The sequence below is a fragment of the Streptococcus sp. HF-2466 genome (assembly GCF_015594645.1).
In the GTDB taxonomy this organism is placed as follows: domain Bacteria; phylum Bacillota; class Bacilli; order Lactobacillales; family Streptococcaceae; genus Streptococcus; species Streptococcus anginosus.
Genome location: NZ_JADNQU010000002.1, coordinates 198,824 through 215,173, shown reverse-complemented (window position 1 = coordinate 215,173; position 16,350 = coordinate 198,824). Strand labels below are relative to the sequence as shown.

16 protein-coding genes and 1 tRNA gene are annotated in these 16,350 nt (G+C 39.9%); all 17 read right to left on the bottom strand.

Annotated elements, in window-relative coordinates; translation table 11 throughout:
• Positions 1-2,075: phage tail spike protein (locus IYQ91_RS03845; RefSeq protein WP_195673120.1), on the bottom strand; the 2,075-nt coding region annotated here is incomplete at its 3' end.
• Positions 2,076-2,078: 3 nt separating this feature from the next.
• Positions 2,079-3,569 carry a distal tail protein Dit gene (locus IYQ91_RS03840; RefSeq protein ID WP_229311628.1) on the bottom strand — a complete coding sequence of 497 codons (1,491 nt, stop codon included), beginning with the start codon at positions 3,567-3,569 and terminating at the stop codon, positions 2,079-2,081.
• The gene (locus IYQ91_RS03835) at positions 3,566-7,633 is read right to left on the bottom strand and encodes a phage tail tape measure protein (RefSeq protein WP_195673119.1); all 4,068 of its coding nucleotides are present in this window, start codon (positions 7,631-7,633) and stop codon (positions 3,566-3,568) included. The genes IYQ91_RS03840 and IYQ91_RS03835 overlap by 4 nt, the downstream gene beginning before the upstream one ends.
• 22 nt (positions 7,634-7,655) lie before the next feature.
• Positions 7,656-7,808, bottom strand: coding sequence for a hypothetical protein (locus IYQ91_RS03830; RefSeq protein ID WP_224785203.1), 153 nt, complete (start codon positions 7,806-7,808; stop codon positions 7,656-7,658).
• Between the two features lie 14 nt (positions 7,809-7,822).
• Complete coding sequence (gene gpG, locus IYQ91_RS03825) at positions 7,823-8,170, bottom strand: phage tail assembly chaperone G (RefSeq protein ID WP_195673118.1); 348 nt, start codon at positions 8,168-8,170, stop codon at positions 7,823-7,825.
• 56 nt (positions 8,171-8,226) lie between these two features.
• The gene (locus IYQ91_RS03820) at positions 8,227-8,802 is read right to left on the bottom strand and encodes a major tail protein (RefSeq protein ID WP_070836453.1); all 576 of its coding nucleotides are present in this window, start codon (positions 8,800-8,802) and stop codon (positions 8,227-8,229) included.
• A gap of 14 nt (positions 8,803-8,816) precedes the next feature.
• Complete coding sequence (locus tag IYQ91_RS03815; RefSeq protein ID WP_195673117.1) at positions 8,817-9,197, bottom strand: hypothetical protein; 381 nt, start codon at positions 9,195-9,197, stop codon at positions 8,817-8,819.
• Positions 9,194-9,607, bottom strand: a complete 414-nt coding sequence (locus tag IYQ91_RS03810; RefSeq protein ID WP_070241861.1) for a hypothetical protein — start codon at positions 9,605-9,607, stop codon at positions 9,194-9,196. The genes IYQ91_RS03815 and IYQ91_RS03810 overlap by 4 nt, the downstream gene beginning before the upstream one ends.
• Positions 9,588-9,968, bottom strand: a complete 381-nt coding sequence (locus IYQ91_RS03805; protein ID WP_070241862.1) for a hypothetical protein — start codon at positions 9,966-9,968, stop codon at positions 9,588-9,590. Before IYQ91_RS03805 ends, IYQ91_RS03810 begins: the two co-directional genes overlap by 20 nt.
• The gene (locus IYQ91_RS03800; protein ID WP_070836456.1) at positions 9,946-10,254 is read right to left on the bottom strand and encodes a hypothetical protein; all 309 of its coding nucleotides are present in this window, start codon (positions 10,252-10,254) and stop codon (positions 9,946-9,948) included. The genes IYQ91_RS03805 and IYQ91_RS03800 overlap by 23 nt, the downstream gene beginning before the upstream one ends.
• A 6-nt stretch (positions 10,255-10,260) precedes the next feature.
• On the bottom strand, positions 10,261-10,425 hold the full coding sequence (locus IYQ91_RS03795; protein ID WP_195673116.1) for a hypothetical protein: 165 nt from the start codon (positions 10,423-10,425) through the stop codon (positions 10,261-10,263).
• A 14-nt stretch (positions 10,426-10,439) separates the two neighbouring features.
• On the bottom strand, positions 10,440-11,573 hold the full coding sequence (locus IYQ91_RS03790; RefSeq protein ID WP_195673115.1) for a phage major capsid protein: 1,134 nt from the start codon (positions 11,571-11,573) through the stop codon (positions 10,440-10,442).
• A gap of 14 nt (positions 11,574-11,587) precedes the next feature.
• Positions 11,588-12,337 (bottom strand): head maturation protease, ClpP-related, encoded by a 750-nt coding sequence (locus IYQ91_RS03785; RefSeq protein ID WP_070241864.1) that lies wholly within the window; start codon positions 12,335-12,337, stop codon positions 11,588-11,590.
• Positions 12,324-13,511, bottom strand: a complete 1,188-nt coding sequence (locus IYQ91_RS03780) for a phage portal protein (protein ID WP_195673114.1) — start codon at positions 13,509-13,511, stop codon at positions 12,324-12,326. The genes IYQ91_RS03785 and IYQ91_RS03780 overlap by 14 nt, the downstream gene beginning before the upstream one ends.
• Before the next feature lie 194 nt (positions 13,512-13,705).
• Positions 13,706-13,775: transfer RNA gene (locus IYQ91_RS03775), tRNA-Leu, on the bottom strand.
• Between the two features lie 279 nt (positions 13,776-14,054).
• On the bottom strand, positions 14,055-15,809 hold the full coding sequence (locus IYQ91_RS03770; RefSeq protein ID WP_195673113.1) for a terminase TerL endonuclease subunit: 1,755 nt from the start codon (positions 15,807-15,809) through the stop codon (positions 14,055-14,057).
• The gene (locus IYQ91_RS03765) at positions 15,806-16,144 is read right to left on the bottom strand and encodes a P27 family phage terminase small subunit (RefSeq protein WP_148131495.1); all 339 of its coding nucleotides are present in this window, start codon (positions 16,142-16,144) and stop codon (positions 15,806-15,808) included. Before IYQ91_RS03765 ends, IYQ91_RS03770 begins: the two co-directional genes overlap by 4 nt.
• Between the last annotated feature and the right edge of the window lie 206 nt (positions 16,145-16,350).

Here is a 16,350-nt window from a genome sequence, read left to right as displayed (position 1 = left end):
GATTTCTCGTAAGCGGTTTGTTGGGAGCTGATAGCACCGACTTCTTTTTTTACCTGCTCAATATTAGCGGAGCTTTCCGCCTTTTCTTTGAGCAGATCTGCCTTAACATCGTTTAACCCTTGCTTGGTCTGTTTCATCTCTTGTTCTAGAGCATTGAGAGGAGCTGGGTCTGCCGGGTCACCTTTATCGCCTTTCGGTACAACAATGCTCTTGTTGTCCGAGAACGTCACCTTGACCCCGTCCGCTTGCTTTTCAGCTTTAGCGACCGTGATAGATTTTCCGTCAGAACCTTTCGCACCGTCATTGACGTTGGTAAAAGCTAATTCTTTATGGGCTACTTCCTTACCATTTACAATAGCTATAACTGTTACAGTGAGTGGCTTAGTCAGTCCAGCAGCTTCAACAGTAAATGTTGGAGCAAGTGGAAAATCACGTTCATCTACTTTCCATTTCCAACTAACTTCGGAATCTGGGATGGTTTTCTCTCCTTTGAGCAAGGTAGGATAAATTGTTGATTTTCCTTTATTGTTTTTAAAAACAGTCCCATTATCTGATGCAACCTTAATATCATAAGGTTTTGCTTCTTCCAACATTTCTTCTAGCCGTTGTTGAATGCCAGATGATAATTGATTTTCAAGCGCTTTGAAATTTGCAAAAACGCTTTTATTCGTACCTGTACCAGTAAAGCTGATAGACCTTTCGGACACCCGCATTTCAAGTAACAAAGTAAGAGCAAATCCGTCATCTTCAATCTCTACAGTATCACCTACACCGTATGGCAAGTAACCATCGACTTCATAAGTGACTGCTGGATAACAGCTTTTCCGTAGCATGTCAAGTGCCTTATCGGACAATTCCTCTTGTGTCTCGGCATCAATAGTTGCATCTCGTCTGATCCATTGGTCACTCATCGTATCAGAGGTAAACGCTGCAGGAAACATCTGCATAGAAAGAGGAGCATACAACATTTTTCCTGCTTTATAAAACTCTACTTGTCCGTTTTCATTCTCTAACTTCCAATCTGGCAAATCCGACAAATCAAACGTACTGTCATTGCTATAAGCACTCGTTTTAGAAGTCTTTGAGTGTTTAACTTTAAAAGGCGGTTGCTCCTCTGCCTTTTTCCTCCTGCCGGTTCGTTTTTTGTAGACCGTTGTCATCTCTCGTTCCATAGTCGTAGAGGAAGTTCCATCAGGATTTTTTACAGTCTTAGTGACAACCTGCCCAAGTACGAAACCATCATTTCGTACCCTTTTAGAAGTCGTCGTAACGCTTCCATCAGGATTTCGCACCTTTTTAGTTGTAGTTACACTTCCATCTACATTATGAATGACACTCGTTTTGGTCGAAGTGACCTCTGAACGATTCCCAGTTGGGAGGATAGCATTATAAATCCCTGTTGTATCTACAGTTCGAGTAAGTGAATTAAAATCTCGCCCATATCGTAATACCTTAGACTGTCTTTTACCAACACCTTGATGAAAACCGTCATTTGCATGATAGACATTCACCACAAAGGCTTTGATAGAACTATTACTATTCAAGAATGTTTTAAACTCAATCTCTGCACCAAACTTATTGGCAAGCGATAAAAGCCGAGCCAATTTCGTTTCTTGCCCTTCCCATTCGAGGGTCAACTTCTTATCAGAAATTTCATTCACACCTATCTTAAGCATCGTAAAGTTCAGCAAATCAAGAGCCTTACAATACTCTTCAAACGACATATCTTTCAGTGCCTTATAAGGATTGGCATATTCATTGATAAGCTCTAGATTCAAATTGACACAATTTAACTTGATGAGTTTTTCATTTTCAACAACTTTACGAACGATAAAAAGCTGTGTCTCACCTTCGTATTCAAAAGAGATAAAATTTTTCTCATTCAAGAACTGATAAGCACGCTTTGAATATGTATCGGTCGCAAGCTCCTTTTTACTAACTGTAAAGTCAAAAGTAGCCGCACCAGTCTCAAGGTAGCTTGTCCACGTATCATTGAAATAATTCAGTGTCCCCTGCTTATCATTATCAATAGACGCCACCTGTCGTAAATGTGCGTCATGAATTGTTAATAACATTATTTATAAAAACCTTTCTTCAAAATTTACAGTTACAGTAGGCTTTGCTTTTATCCAACTAGAGCAAAACACTTCTAATTGCGATTTTCCCGGAGGAACTTTCAACCACGCAGAACCATGAACTCGATCACTAAATTTGTCTAGATTGTCAACCAGTATTCTATCTTGCTCACTATCTGCCACCACCGTTGAACCTTTCTGATAACGATTCGGTATATCCTCAATCGTATCAATAAAGTCCTTGCGATAAACAATGCTATCAAGATAGGCATGCGTGACCTGCGGCTTGTTTCCAAACGCTCCGATAGCAACATGTATTTTTGCGGACTTGCGCCCTTTAATTTCAGGAATGCGAAACTGTGGGTATGTTCCCCACCAGTACACTTGCACCATATCGTCACGACGTAATAAATCCGACGAACCTCTAGGCTCATTAAATGGGTTCTGGTCTTCTCGGTGTGTACCCCAAAAAAACCACTGATTGATAAGTTTGTATCCACCTTTTCCGTTAGAAGCTAAGAAATTGTACTCACACCCCAAACCATTCGACCTTTTGATTGTTTCAACACCATATAAAAACTGCCCCTCTGTATCAGAGACAGAAATTTTTATAAATCCGAGCTGGTTTGCTGCGCCAAGCCAGAAGATTTGCCGCCACCAAATGTATTCATGAAGTGCGCCACGCTGACCGGTACTGTCAAGAGGAATTTCCCAACTGACCGAACCTGCATTATTTGGTCGCGAACCACTCCCGCGATTTGTAAGAGCTATATGAGGACGTCCCCAAGTATTGTCAATAGCAAGCGTACCATTTAGGTTCTGAGACAAATCATTCAAAATAGCAGCATTCTTTTGCCCTTGTTGAAACCCCTTGACAATGCCATTGTTAGAGACATAATCAAATAGGATTTCAGATTTTTGAACAGTCTGTGTATCCGCTTCTTCTCTATTTCCTAGCTCTAAAGCTCCGCTGGTATTGACAAAGCCGAGATAACCATTCTCTGCATTATGCTTTACCGTAATGATAGGATAAGCATCTACATTACCATTGTTTTCCAAATCAAAGACGATTTTATCCCCTACTTCTTTAGGCTTATCAAAACGCCGATAAGTAGTAGAATGAGCTACCCCATCAGGTACGAGAAAAGTAATCGTCCCCTCTGAAAATAGTCCCTTACTTTCTTTCATTTTGATTTCCCCAGTCACGATAGCTAGATAATACTTATCCGGTTCATCGCTAAATTCTAGGCGCTTCACTTCACTAAAATGAAAGATACTAGCTAAATCATGCTTAATTTTGTTTCGATCAAATCCCCAAATCAAAAAATCAACAACAATAGTCTTTGAGCTTATCTTAAAATCTTGAACATTCTGCCCCAAAAAAGGAGCATCATTCAACGTAATACTCCTTTCGTTTCCTATATCTCGCTGTATATCACGAACAATGATGTCAAGTTCTTGCCCGTTGTATTTCATAATCAATTTTCTACTCAAATAAATTTTCCTTTCAGCATCTGTTGCAATTTCTCTTGGTCGCTTTGAATGTCAGTCAACTTCTGTCCCATTCTTTCACCATTTAGATAGACATTATTATCTTTTTTTAATATCTTTTCTAGTAGTTCTGTTAAGCTATCACGCAAAATAGCAATCTCGGATACCACTTGACTGGTATCGGACTGCTTAGCACTTGCCGAGCTCTGATTAGATTGAATAATAACAGATTGTACAGCGTCCATTTGTTTAAAGAGTGGAGAATCCTTAGAATATCCCACACCATCTTTGTATTGCGGAAATAGCCTTTTTGTCATACTAGCCCGCAAAACCTTAGACCCTTTAGGCAATGGAAACAAGACGTTCCGCCCTTTTGGAATAAAGGATAGTCCATTTGGCAGAGTAACCAGCTCACGATAGTTAGGGCCTCCCTCGTCATTGACAACAGCAAGTCCCCCTGGGTGATGATCCGTACCACGAGCGTATCTGCCAGCTGCAACATTCGCAATGAAATTTCCTGTTACACTCGCCAACTTACTTGCGATGCCGGATATAACACCAGAAGCATTATCTATAGCTGTGATTGTTGTAAATGTTTGTCCTGGTACTGTAGATAATTGCCACTTAGCACTTGTAACTGCCCCTCCTGTCACATCGGTAGCGTTAATATCAGCCGCCTTATTTTGCTTCACACTATTGATAGCTGCACTAGCTGCATTCGCTTCTCCTTGTGTATTATTTTTAGCATTGATATACACAGATTGATATTGTCGGACTGCATCGATCGTGTTCTGTGCTTCTTGTGCAGGCAACGCTGTATTATTTGTCGCTTCGATTGGAAGTGTCTTGCCGGTTAAAGTTTCAACCGCCCTACGAACTGTCTCGATATTTCCACTAGCTAAATCCTCAACCATTAGCTTTTGCTGGGTCGGTGTCATCAGATTCCAAGCATCCAAAGCGTGTTGAGCGACTTCGGCACTATTAAGAAAGTTTTCGCTATCTCCTAAAATCTTCTTGACCTGTTCGGGCATAGCATTCCATACTTCAAGCATCTCCTTGCTATTGAGAATAGCTTCAATCGCAGGCTTACCGTCCGTGATGAGTTTCTTATCCTCTGGTTTAAGATTGTTCCATTGACCAGTAGCCACCAAGGCTTCACCAATCGCAATTTTTGCATTGGTTTTCAGATTTGCTTCTTTAACAACAAATTTCATAGCTTCCCAGCCGCCTTCGGCTTGAAGCGCTTTTTGAATTTCTTCTTGAGCGTTGGTTTTCACCTTACCTGTCTTAGAATCCCAAACCATCGCATTCCATTGCGTATTGGCAAGTTTTCCGGCCGCAGTAGTTTTCTCTGTCGTCTTCGCCCACAACTCACTTTCTTCTTGAATTTTAGAAGACGCATTCGAAAACTTATTAACAAGTTCATCATAAGAAAGCCCTAACTCATTAGCATTCCTTTTCATTTGATCCAAAATTGCTTTTTGAGCTTCCGATGTAGATTTGCTCAAAGCTGTTTCAGTTAATTTTTGTTGAATTTTAACCCATTTTTCACCATAAGCATCCATCTTGGCATTGTGTTCTGCTTCTAATGTCTGCATTTTAGTTCGGATTTCTTCACGAGCTTTTAAAGCAGCTTCATCTTCTCCACGAATATCATCATAAAGTTTTTGTAAATTACTTTTACGCTCTTTATAAGCCTTGTTTTCATCTTTAATCCAACCCTCAACTACTTTCTTAGCCTTTGAGATTTGGCTATCATTAAGTTCATCTAGCTGCCCATTCATAGCCTTAGTAATGGCAATTTTCTCATTACTAGAATATTTCATCAAACTCAATTGCGTTTTGATAAGTTCGTTCTGATTTGCCAAAACAACTGCTTTTTCTTCTGCTGTCAGTTGACGATGTTGTTCACTAGCATTTTTGTAGATGTTAATAACTTCATCCGACATCTGCTGAACATTGTTTTTTACCTGCTCAGTCTGATTTGTTAAGGTGTTAATTGTTTCTTGGCTAATTCCTAGCTTTTCAGCTAGCTTAACTTTTTTTGCCAAGTCCTTATCAGCAAGTTTTGTGATTTCATCAGTTAAACCCTTAAAAGCTTTTCTGACATTCTCAATATCCTTGACAGCACCCGAACCAAATTCAGTCATTGCATGGTTGGTTTCGTCCACCTTGTTTTTAAAACCTTGTAATTCAACGGCTTGGGTGGAATTAACAGCAGTCCCCCACTCTTCAGCTCGTTTTCTAGCATCAATAGCTTTCTGGGCAAAGTAACCAATTACTGCAGCAGCAAGCACACCACCAGCTACAAGAGCACCAGTCGGGGTAAATAAAGCCCCCAATAGTCCCGCCTTACCAGCAAGATCACCGACAGCTCCTGTCGCTCCTGTTGCACTTTCTCCCAACAGAGCGATACCTTGCGCCGCTCCAGTTGCTTCTCTCGAAACATTTAATAGAGCCTTTATACTTTTTACTTTCCCTGCCATGCTAGCTATACCTGATAAGGTCTTGCCCGTCACGCCAGTAAGAAGGCTAAGCGCCCCAGTGAAGGGACTGATAGCAGCCGCTCCCAAAGCAAACTTTAAAATCATGTCCTGTGTAGCAGGAGATAGGTCTTTGAACCAATCTATGACTTTTACCCCTTCTTTTAAAAGATTGTTAATATTTGGCAAGAGCTTTGAACCAATCTCAATTCCAAGAACTTCTAATTCTGCTTGGGCTTTCTTAAGTTGATTTTCAGATGATTCCATCATCTGGTCGGACATCCGTTTAGTAGCTCCCTTAGCATTATTAGTTTCTTGTGTGAGACGTCTCAGAGCATCTCCGCCTTGAGCTATCAAAGCATTAAAACCAGCTTGCCCGGTTTTTCCAACAGCTTGTGAATAAAGCGCGGCCTTTTGCGCACCTGTCAAGCCCTCGGTATTCACTCGTGCAAGATCCAAAACATCTGCCAGAGAAAGATTGCCAGCTCGGAATTCCTCGAGAGAGATCCCCATTTTTTCAAACGCTACAGCTTGCGATTTGGTTGGTTTTACAAGAGCTGTCAAGATATTACGCAAATTAGTACCCGCTTTTTCGCCCTCAATACCACGTTGAGATAACAAACCAATAGCTGACGCCGTCTCTTCAAGAGAGATTCCAGCAGTAGCCGCCATAGGCCCGACATACTCCATTGCCACACCAAGACTTGAAAAGTCCGAAGCTGTTTTATTGGCTACGAAAGTCAAACTGTCCGTAACACGCTGCGTATCTTCCGCTTTCAAATTAAATTGCTCTAAGATAGCAGTCGTTGCATGCATGACCGTCCCAAAACCTTCACCGGATGCTTTACTGGCTTCTAGTACATGTGGCATAGCTGCCATAGTTTGATTAACATCATAACCACGACGAATCATTTCAGTCATCCCTTCAATGACATCGCCAGTAGATATACCATATTCAGTAGCATATTTTTTGACAGCATTACTCAACTGATCCATCGTAGAAGTCATTTTGTTTGCAGGAATATCATCGCTAATAAGTGCTTGAATCGTCTTCATCCCATTTTCAAACGAAACGGCACTTCTCGTTGCTTGTACAAAACCCGCTCCCAGAGCTGTCGTCATCCCTCTTGTCGCAGAACTTACTCTTCCTAGTCCTTGACTTATCTTTGTCAACCCTTGTCCCAGTCGAGCGGTAAGACCATATTGCGAATATTGCTCTCGCACAGTCTGTGCTAACTCACCACGGTAAGTTGCTAACTTCGTTTGTCCGTCTTGATACTGTGCTGCCAATCTATAAGATTGGTCTGTTAGCGCACCTGTCGCTGTCTTGCTTCGCTCAAAGTCATTAGCTAATTTCGCTTGAAAAAGTGATTGTTGCTGAATAAGACCATTCAAAGTATTTGCCTTAGCGCCATAAGCCTTAAACGCCGCAGCCCCGCCATTCGCATATTTGATAAGAGCATTATTTGTATTGAGTTGTTTTTCCATTAGCCCAATACTTCTTTTAAAAGATTTGAGACTATTACTTGACTCTGTCAGTTTTCTGGCAAATCCGCTATTATCCATCCCCAAATGCACAACCATATTTCCTATTGGCGTAGCTATATCAATCACCTCCAGTCATATTGATAAAGTCTTCCAATGACATGATTTCTTCTTTATCTTGTTTTAATTCTTCGGCATTAAGAACATTAAACAAAGTCACATAATCCGTTTCCATAATGTCATTGATAGTAAAGCCGTTATTACTAGCTACCAAGTCCCTTACAAGACTTAAGAAACGCTTTCGGGCTTCTGTTGCACTAATTCCATCAGCTTTGGGTCTACTTCTTTTTTGACCCCCACCGCAGTCAAGATAATATCGTCAATCGTTTCTTCAAGCTCCCAAGCATTCAGCCCCTCTAAAATTGCTTCTCTAGTAACTGATTTTGCACTAAACAACGAAGCACAATAATCAATACGATCCAACAGATATTTTTTGGGAGTATAGCTAGTATCACCAGCCTCTAACTTTTCTTGTATATTCCAAAAATCCAACACACGACTAGCTGGTACTTTGTCCTGTTCATAAACTACCACATCGCCATTTTTCTTTTTTAATTCCAAACGTAATTTTGTCATTAGAAATCCTTTCCAAAGTTCTAAAAAATAAGAGAAACGGGAAAACCCGTTTCTTTCTATTCTGCAATTTTCATTTGTTGTTTTAGTTTCTTGATAGTTTCTTCTTCTTTACCAATATACTTAACAACGTAATTTCCTTTTGTATCTTCATCGTCTGAAGCAACAGATGTAAATTCATATTTATCCCCATCTGGTTCTTCTTGTGTTCCTTTTTTGGTTTTCATGTTGACGGCATCACGGGAGAACTGTCCTTGCAAGAATCCGAAGTAGGCTTTTTCGCCAGCTAGTGTTTCAGATTCTAAGAGAAGTGAGCAGTATGGCGGTTCAGACTCTTCACCAATATAGGTTAGCTTGTCTTTTACTTTGTATCCCAGTAGAATGTCGTTTACTTTCTCAAGGATGTCAAGAAGTGTGAGTTCTGCTTTCACATCGCCTACGCCTTTGTTAGCTACGTAATAAGCAATATTTGATCCAAAAACTTTAATAGGAGTAGAGGATAGACCCGTAACGTCAGCTGTTTGAGTTGCCCCTTCTCCTTTCTTCCCTTCAACAACAAATAAATTTGTTCCTGCTGTTGCGGCTTGACCATCAAGCACACGAATTGTGGCACGTTTAAAACCAACTAATGTCATATTTAATTTTCCTTTCAATATTCAATGTCATATACAGAGCTAGAACCTCTGTATGTTCTTGCGTCTACATAACGCTTTGTTTCTTCAAAATATTCATCTAAGCCGCCTGTATTTTGATAAAAGGCCGCTTCCAAGAATGCTTTCTCAACCTCATGAGCTATTCGCTTTGTTTCGTAGTAGTCACTACTTTCAACATTCACCTGATAGCTAAACCGCTTCTGTAAGAAATTATCACTACCAAATGTCTCTTGCTGAGGAGGAGCAAGAGGTATCAAGACAATGCTACTATCACTTTCTGACAAGCTTTCAGGACGTTGGAAATAGTGAATAGCAATATTAGATAAAGCTGGCACTTCTGCCAGCTTATCCGCTAATGTATCAAGCATGCTTTTCATTCAGCCAACTCCTTCATCTTTTCTACCATGTGTTTGGTAAATGGAGCTTGTTGCGCTTCAGCATATTGCCGCAATTTCCCAAATCCTCGTGGTACATATGTCTTACCCCAACGAGTATAACCAAACTCATTTAAGTGTTCCAGACGCCAACGAGAACCCTCACCCCAACCAACCTTGGATTGAAAAATCTCTCCCCCAATCTTCCGAGCCTTGGAATGCGTCGTCTGTTCCGTTGTTCGTCCTGTACGTTGAAAGCTAGTCGTAACTTCCTTTAAGTCTTTTTCTGCTTCCTCTGCAGCATAATTGATTGCTTCACGAGATATGCGGTCACGTCGAGTTTTTCCAAGTTTTTGATTAAGAGTGCGAATAACCTCATCCACTCCCTCAACACTAATTCCCCAAGTCTCCATTGACCTCTCCTTTCAAAAGTAAAGTGATATAGTCTGGCTTAGGGCGAATATCCTCAACATTCCACCTCTCATCTTTATAATCAACATGTTTAATTTCTACTATGTGATTATTCTTCGGACGATAAGATGACAGCGGATTACGAATAACAATCGTTACCGCTCTTTTTATCCCTTTTCCTCTCATGATTTCAATATCCTTTAAAGACGGATTATAAACCTCCGCCCATGCAGTGAAAAGTTTTTTCAATTCCTGCTTATCACTAGGTAAACGCCCTCTAGGCTTCGCATTGTAAAAGACAACCATTGTATTCAACTTTCCGTTGTCTACTGTCTCATTTTTAATCGTCTTTTTTCCTAGCATGTTCCGCCTCCTTTAGAGAATGAACCATTGCTTGTAGCTCGATTTCATTCGCATAGTTTGTCTGAAATTCATCAAGGGCATCGTGATACACATAGCGAGCTCGCTCAAAAGCCAGCTCAACCAGCATATCATCAATTTCATCCGCTCCGACCAGTAAAGCAACGGCTACGATACTAGAAGAAAGCATCTTTTTTAGATTATCATCTTCATCAGCGCTCGTAATTCGCATACGCTCCTTAAAAGCAGCTAACTGCTCATCAACAAACTTTGTTGTATCAATAGCCATTTTCTTCTACTCCTCGTTTTGAATATCAGAAGTGCCCACTTCTTCTACAAATCCCGGAAGACGAGCTTCCAATTCAGCAAAGCGCTCTTTGTTGACTGTAATAACTTCACCAACTTGACGAAGTACATTTTTGTTCAAATCCTCAAAAGGCTTTAAAACCTTAACTTCCATAAGCTACTCCTTTCTTAACCACCAGCTAGTGTCAACAATGCAGCAGTATGATTATCTTTCGCTTTACCGTACCAGTAAGATTTAGCAGTTACAAGCTGCATATCTTCAATAGCTAATGTTTGATCAAACTCTTCAATTGCTACACCGCCACCAATATAAGCATCATAACGGTTTGCTACAAAAGCAATCGCCTTGCCTGTATCTACCGCTTTTGATTCTGCTAATTGAACACCAAATGGCAAAGTAGTTGTATAAACACCGTTCAAATTCATAGAAGTGAACTTAGCTACCAAATCGTAATAATCCGCTGGGTTTACTAAAAGATAAGTTTGCCCCGCAATGTTTAGACGATTCCCTTTATTTGAAATAGACAAAGCTTTCATGACTGGGGCAAGTAGTTTAGGAGCGTTGGTTGGCTCTAATGTGGCAAGACTAGCTAGAGCTGTTTTGTCAGTATTGTAGACAACTTTTTCACTCTGAACAGTCCCTTTTGCTAAGTCTTTGATCAAGCCAATAGGTTGTTTGTCCCCGTTACCTTTTACGATAGCTGTTTCAAGAGCTACTGACATAGCTTCCTTGATTTGTTCCATGACAAACTGTTTCAGCCATGTTGCACCAAATTTCAATGCATCTTTTGGAATAACGACAAGGGCAGTCAGTTTGTTTTGCTCGAATGCTGTTTCTTGGAAAATCGCATCCAGTTGACCTGAAATTTCTCCATGTACATTTCCCCAAACTGCAGTACCAGTTTCACTTTTTACAGTCAGAGCTTTTAGGCGCATACCTGCATTTTTAAAGTTGATAATAGATAGCAGCGGATGTTCTGTAGTCAACTCATCAAACACTTGATTGTAAGTTTCTTCTGGAATTAAGATACCATTCTTTGAACCAACTTCTTTATTGATTTCATTAAAGAACTTGATTTCGTTTGCAGTCAATTTAGGATTCTTTTGGAAGTTATTAAACAGCTCTTCTGCTTCCTTTTTGCTAGCATCTGAAACGACTTCCAATAATTCTTCTCCCATAATGCTCATAGCATCAGCGTATAGCTCATTGCGTTGCTCAGCTTCCGCTCCGTTTGTTACTGCTTCAGTAAATTTTGTTACAGCCTCCTGATAACGAGGCAATTTAGTAATGTTAATTGTCATTGACATTTCCTTTCTTAAAATAAATAATCAGCCAATACATCGTGCACGGCTGGTTTTTCAGTCTGTTGTTTTTGCTCTTTCTGAGACTTCTGCAACTCATTCAACTGCATCTCCATACGATCAAAGCGAGTCAATAAGAGATTCAATTGATTGTCTTGCTCCATATTTGCTTTTAGCTCCACTAGCTTCGCATGAGATACGATACCGCCGAAAGAAGCTGCCAAGTCCGGAGCAGATTCTGCAAAGAGAACTTCATCTACCAAGCCAATTTCAAGAGCTCGCTGCGCTGTGAAAAAGGTCTCCTTATCCATAAGTTCCCTTACTTCATCTGTAGATTTACCCGTTTTTTGCTGGTATAAATCCGCAAGTGAGATAGAAGTATTTTCACTCACCTCGCTCGCATGTGCCAAGTCACGATAATCTCCTTGTGCATACATACTTGCATTATGAATCATCACTTGTGCAATCGGTGACATCTTGATAGTATCTCCTGCCATCATGATAATGCTAGCGATACTTGCTGCAAGCCCTGTAACCACGACTTCAACATTTCCCTGATAAGATTTAAGCAGCGTATAAATCTCACTACCAGCAAAGACAGAGCCGCCCTGTGAGTTAATCGCAACTTGAATAGCTTCCTTACCATCAGTCTTAGCCAGAAAATCTTTTACATCCTTTGGAGATACCGCACTCTGCTCAGTCCAATCATAAAACCATTTGTCGTCATCGTTAATGACAACTCCGTTAATATCAAGTCTTTTCATCTTTCTCCTTTCCTATGGAGCCTAACTCCATATAGTTTTTCGTCAGCAAGAAGACATCCCCACCTTCTACTGGGTCATAACCAAGCTCACGTCGGATTTCATTTCGTGTAAATGAACCAGAGCTAACCAGCTTGTCGATGTTAGAAGACAAAGAAAAAAGGTCATAGTTTTTAAAACCGACCATTTGAACTTTATTGCCTTTTTGAAGCTCTCTACGATTAAAGATAATGTAGTTCATTGCTGAAACAATTTTCTGTGCCAACGGCTCAATCACCGTAGCAATATAAGTGTCATAGTTTTTCTGATTATCCGCTAAATCCCCATGAATCAGCCCATTCGGTATACCAAGAATATCTGCAACATCATTGATATACTGTTGCTTCATCTTAGCAATATCTTCAACATAAGAAACTTTTATCGATGTTTGAGAACGATATTCCTCATATTTAGCATCCTTCGGTAGCAAAATAGGCACAACACTATCATTCTCTAGCTTTTTAGTTATAGTAGCTAAAAAACTTTCCTTTTTCTCTGACACGGACTCTTTAGTATCCTCTGACTTATCAGAAGCCTGATTTGCTAAGTCACGAGCACGCTCACGAATCTTATCACGAGGGAGTTCCATGTGAAAACGCAGTTGATTAGCAGTTTTTTGGTTTTGAAATAACCGCCCCAAAACAGAACCATATTCATTCCATAAATCATCGATGAAAGTCTCCAGATTATTATTCTCAACCCGAATAAATAACACCTCATCATAGTGAGCTGTGATAGATACAGGCACATTCTGGATAGTAGATATATCGAAAACATCACCAGTAAGCGAATGTTTCTGTACATAGCTATCAACCACAAACATTTCTTGTCTATTATTGATATACGCTAACGCTTCACCATTCTTGATAAGAGATTTTACAAATTCCGACCAAAATTCAGCCGCCGTCTGATTAGGATTTGCCTTATGATTGATTCGATAATCCCAAATATCCCGTTTCTTTGTTTCATCACAAAAGAAAACAAAAGAAGATTTAGAAAAAGTCCTAGCGATATAATTCGCACAGGTTTCAAGTGCTATAGATTTCATTGAATTCTGTTGCACATCTTTAAAAATATCATCAAAATCATAGGACAAACGTTGCTTCCCGCGATTAAAAATATAATCAAGTATCCCCATAGTTTCCTCCTTCCCAGCGGTAATAAAAAGAGAAGCATTTCTGCCTCTCTATGTCCACAATACTATTTTAAAATAAAAAAACGTCAAAATTTCCACTCTTGAAAAAAATAAAAACGGGAGTACAAATGCACTCCCACCATCTAGAAGAATGAAAAATTTAGAGAGGCTGACAATCTACCACCATAGATTGCCAATAGACCCTGCAGGAATCGAACCTACGTCAGCAAGCTTGCACCTCCTATGTTTCCACTACACCAAAAGTCTGCCACTTTGCCTGAACCTCATCTAGCAAAATTGTTACACGCAACCTGTCTTGTGTAAAGTTTTAAAATGTGCTCACCATCTTGACATTGATTAGGCTTTATTTTTGACGATAACGAGAGATGGCCACGCTCGTCCAGGAAATCATATAGGGGTTGATGGAATCGAACCATCATGCTTAGTCAAAAAAATATTACCGTTTCAGCAGGAGAGCTAACTAGCCTGTCCTTACCCCATTGATAACTTCATTATACAAGATAAAAACGTCAAAATTTCCGCACTTTACCCCACCTCATACCAATCCATTACATCATCGTAAAAGTCCTCAAAATCATAACTAGGCTCATTCAGCTCATCAGCTCGATACATAGCACACTCAAAGGCCTTAAAACCATCTATCTTTCTTCGGACATCTTCTTTCTTCAAGTATTCAACATTCCCATCAGATTTTAATTTTCTAAGAACGTTGTTAGTATACCAACGCATCATATCATTTTCACCAAATAGGATTTTATGACCAGCAAAAGCATTCTCTATTCTAGGAGCTAGTAAACTATCTATCGCACGAGGATTTCTTACAACCTCCAAACGATAACCTGACGGCACACGCTGCCTATCACGTTCACTAAACACCTGCTCAAAACCTGCTTCTAAAAAGATAGGGCGCAACAAATCCATTCGGAAATAGTCCCCAAGAATCGTATCAATATCAAAAGCATACAAATCCCGTTGTTCCACAAACCAATTAACAACCACATGCGGGTCGATTGTCGGTGTATCAACAACCGTCAACCAGCCTTTTTCTTCCCATAGACGAATAGGAGCAAACTGTCGCTTTCCATTGATTGTATCCTTTGGCTTTGAATAACCATAAATCGCATCCACAAATCCCTTGCGCACAAAAGAATGTGTCTTCCACACATATTTCTCGTCACTCTTAAACAACAAACCAACCGCAGCAAAGTCCCTAGTAGAAGCAAAGTCAAACCCACCAATACAACGTTGACCCTCATAAGGCTCTTTCCACTCCTTCGTTGCCACTAGTTCCTCATACGTAGCAACACTCCGCTCCGTATCTGTGACTGGCAAATTCATCCGCTTCGTCAAAAATTCCTCACGGTTAGAGGGATCATCTTGCAAATCCTCGTATTGTTCTAACACCGTTTCAAACAAATTAGCCGCATAATCGCTCATCGGCTCATGAAACATTGGATTTGCCAATTGCCACTTCGTCTTATCGTCCACCTGTTCCACACTATCCAACTTACAAATAAAAGGGAATGTAGAATTCCAACGAGCACGCCCCTTTAAAACAGCTTTTGCCTTTTCTTTTTGCTTGTCAATGAAGCCTTCACGAACATACCCATCCGTCCCAATATAGAACTCTCTCGGATTGATAACCTTACCAAGCCCAGACAAATGAACCCGCACATCTCGATTACTTTCATACTGATGAATCTCATCAAAAATAACCGCACCATCTCGCAGACCGTCTTTCGTATTCCCATTAGACGTCCGAAATTTAATAATACTTTTCGTCTGCCTACTCAAAATCTCGGACTTTGTCTTATAGAATAACCGCTCTAACTTCGCATTTTCCTCTATGACTGTATAAATTTCATGAAAACTTGTCTTTGCTTGGTCTTCACTATTAGCAATAATCGATATATTGTAATTCTTCACCCCATGCATAGGCGTCAAAAGAAAACTCGCAACACCAGAAATCAAACCATTCTTCCCAGCACCACGAGCCATCATATAAAGGAATTTACGATAGACAATAAGATTATTCTTCTTAAAATACAAAAAGATAAATGGTATCAGAAACTTCTGAAACGGCTCCAACGGAAAGAACCACCGCTCAATGTACCCAACACAATCATCTATCTGCTTTTCATTGAAATAAATCTCTCCACTTTCTAACCGAGGAACTATCTCACGTTCTAAGTATTCAAAAAGCTCAATCCTCTCCTGATTGAACTCTATACGGCCAGTGTTATAATCCTCGATATATGCATCCACATACCGTTGAATCATGTAAAGTCTTCCTCATCAATTTCATTACTCTTAGCCATCTTCGCTTCATACTCCTCTCGCTTCTTATCAAAGAATACATCAAGCTTAAGCAAAGAAGCATTAACTTTGGTCTTAGCAGTAACCGCAGGATTTTCTTTCAAAAAAGTTTGATTAGCATTCACCGTCTCAACCATTACACCTTTATCTTTAATCGACTTATCAAGATCATAAAAAATACTGACCAAGTTCAAATATCTATCAACCTTTTCAACCTCAATCTCATTATCTTCGTCAATTAAAAGTCCCAATTCTCGCTTTAATTTCTCCATTTTTATCTGTTTTTTTGTTTTAGCCATATTTTTTCACTTCCTATATACTTTACAGAATTTTGTTCGGATTTTTTCCAAAAACACCCCCCTAATATGTAAAAATAACGCACATTTTTGGTTAGTTGAGCATCCACCGGTTTACGGATTTTGGATAAAAACGCACATTTATTCGGTAGGGGGGTATATCGTTCGTTTTTTATATTTTTACTTTACAGAAATTTACAAAATTGACA

Coding starts and splice junctions, on each gene's coding strand:
- IYQ91_RS03765 (WP_148131495.1), bottom strand. CDS start 16,144: ATGGCTAAAACAAAAAAACAGATAAAAATGGAGAAATTAAAGCGAGAA.
- IYQ91_RS03795 (WP_195673116.1), bottom strand. CDS start 10,425: ATGGAAGTTAAGGTTTTAAAGCCTTTTGAGGATTTGAACAAAAATGTA.
- IYQ91_RS03780 (WP_195673114.1), bottom strand. CDS start 13,511: ATGGGGATACTTGATTATATTTTTAATCGCGGGAAGCAACGTTTGTCC.
- IYQ91_RS03810 (WP_070241861.1), bottom strand. CDS start 9,607: ATGGAGACTTGGGGAATTAGTGTTGAGGGAGTGGATGAGGTTATTCGC.
- IYQ91_RS03785 (WP_070241864.1), bottom strand. CDS start 12,337: ATGAAAAGACTTGATATTAACGGAGTTGTCATTAACGATGACGACAAA.
- IYQ91_RS03790 (WP_195673115.1), bottom strand. CDS start 11,573: ATGACAATTAACATTACTAAATTGCCTCGTTATCAGGAGGCTGTAACA.
- IYQ91_RS03805 (WP_070241862.1), bottom strand. CDS start 9,968: ATGCTAGGAAAAAAGACGATTAAAAATGAGACAGTAGACAACGGAAAG.
- IYQ91_RS03770 (WP_195673113.1), bottom strand. CDS start 15,809: ATGATTCAACGGTATGTGGATGCATATATCGAGGATTATAACACTGGC.
- IYQ91_RS03800 (WP_070836456.1), bottom strand. CDS start 10,254: ATGGCTATTGATACAACAAAGTTTGTTGATGAGCAGTTAGCTGCTTTT.
- IYQ91_RS03835 (WP_195673119.1), bottom strand. CDS start 7,633: ATGGTTGTGCATTTGGGGATGGATAATAGCGGATTTGCCAGAAAACTG.
- IYQ91_RS03820 (WP_070836453.1), bottom strand. CDS start 8,802: ATGACATTAGTTGGTTTTAAACGTGCCACAATTCGTGTGCTTGATGGT.
- IYQ91_RS03815 (WP_195673117.1), bottom strand. CDS start 9,197: ATGAAAAGCATGCTTGATACATTAGCGGATAAGCTGGCAGAAGTGCCA.
- gpG (WP_195673118.1), bottom strand. CDS start 8,170: ATGACAAAATTACGTTTGGAATTAAAAAAGAAAAATGGCGATGTGGTA.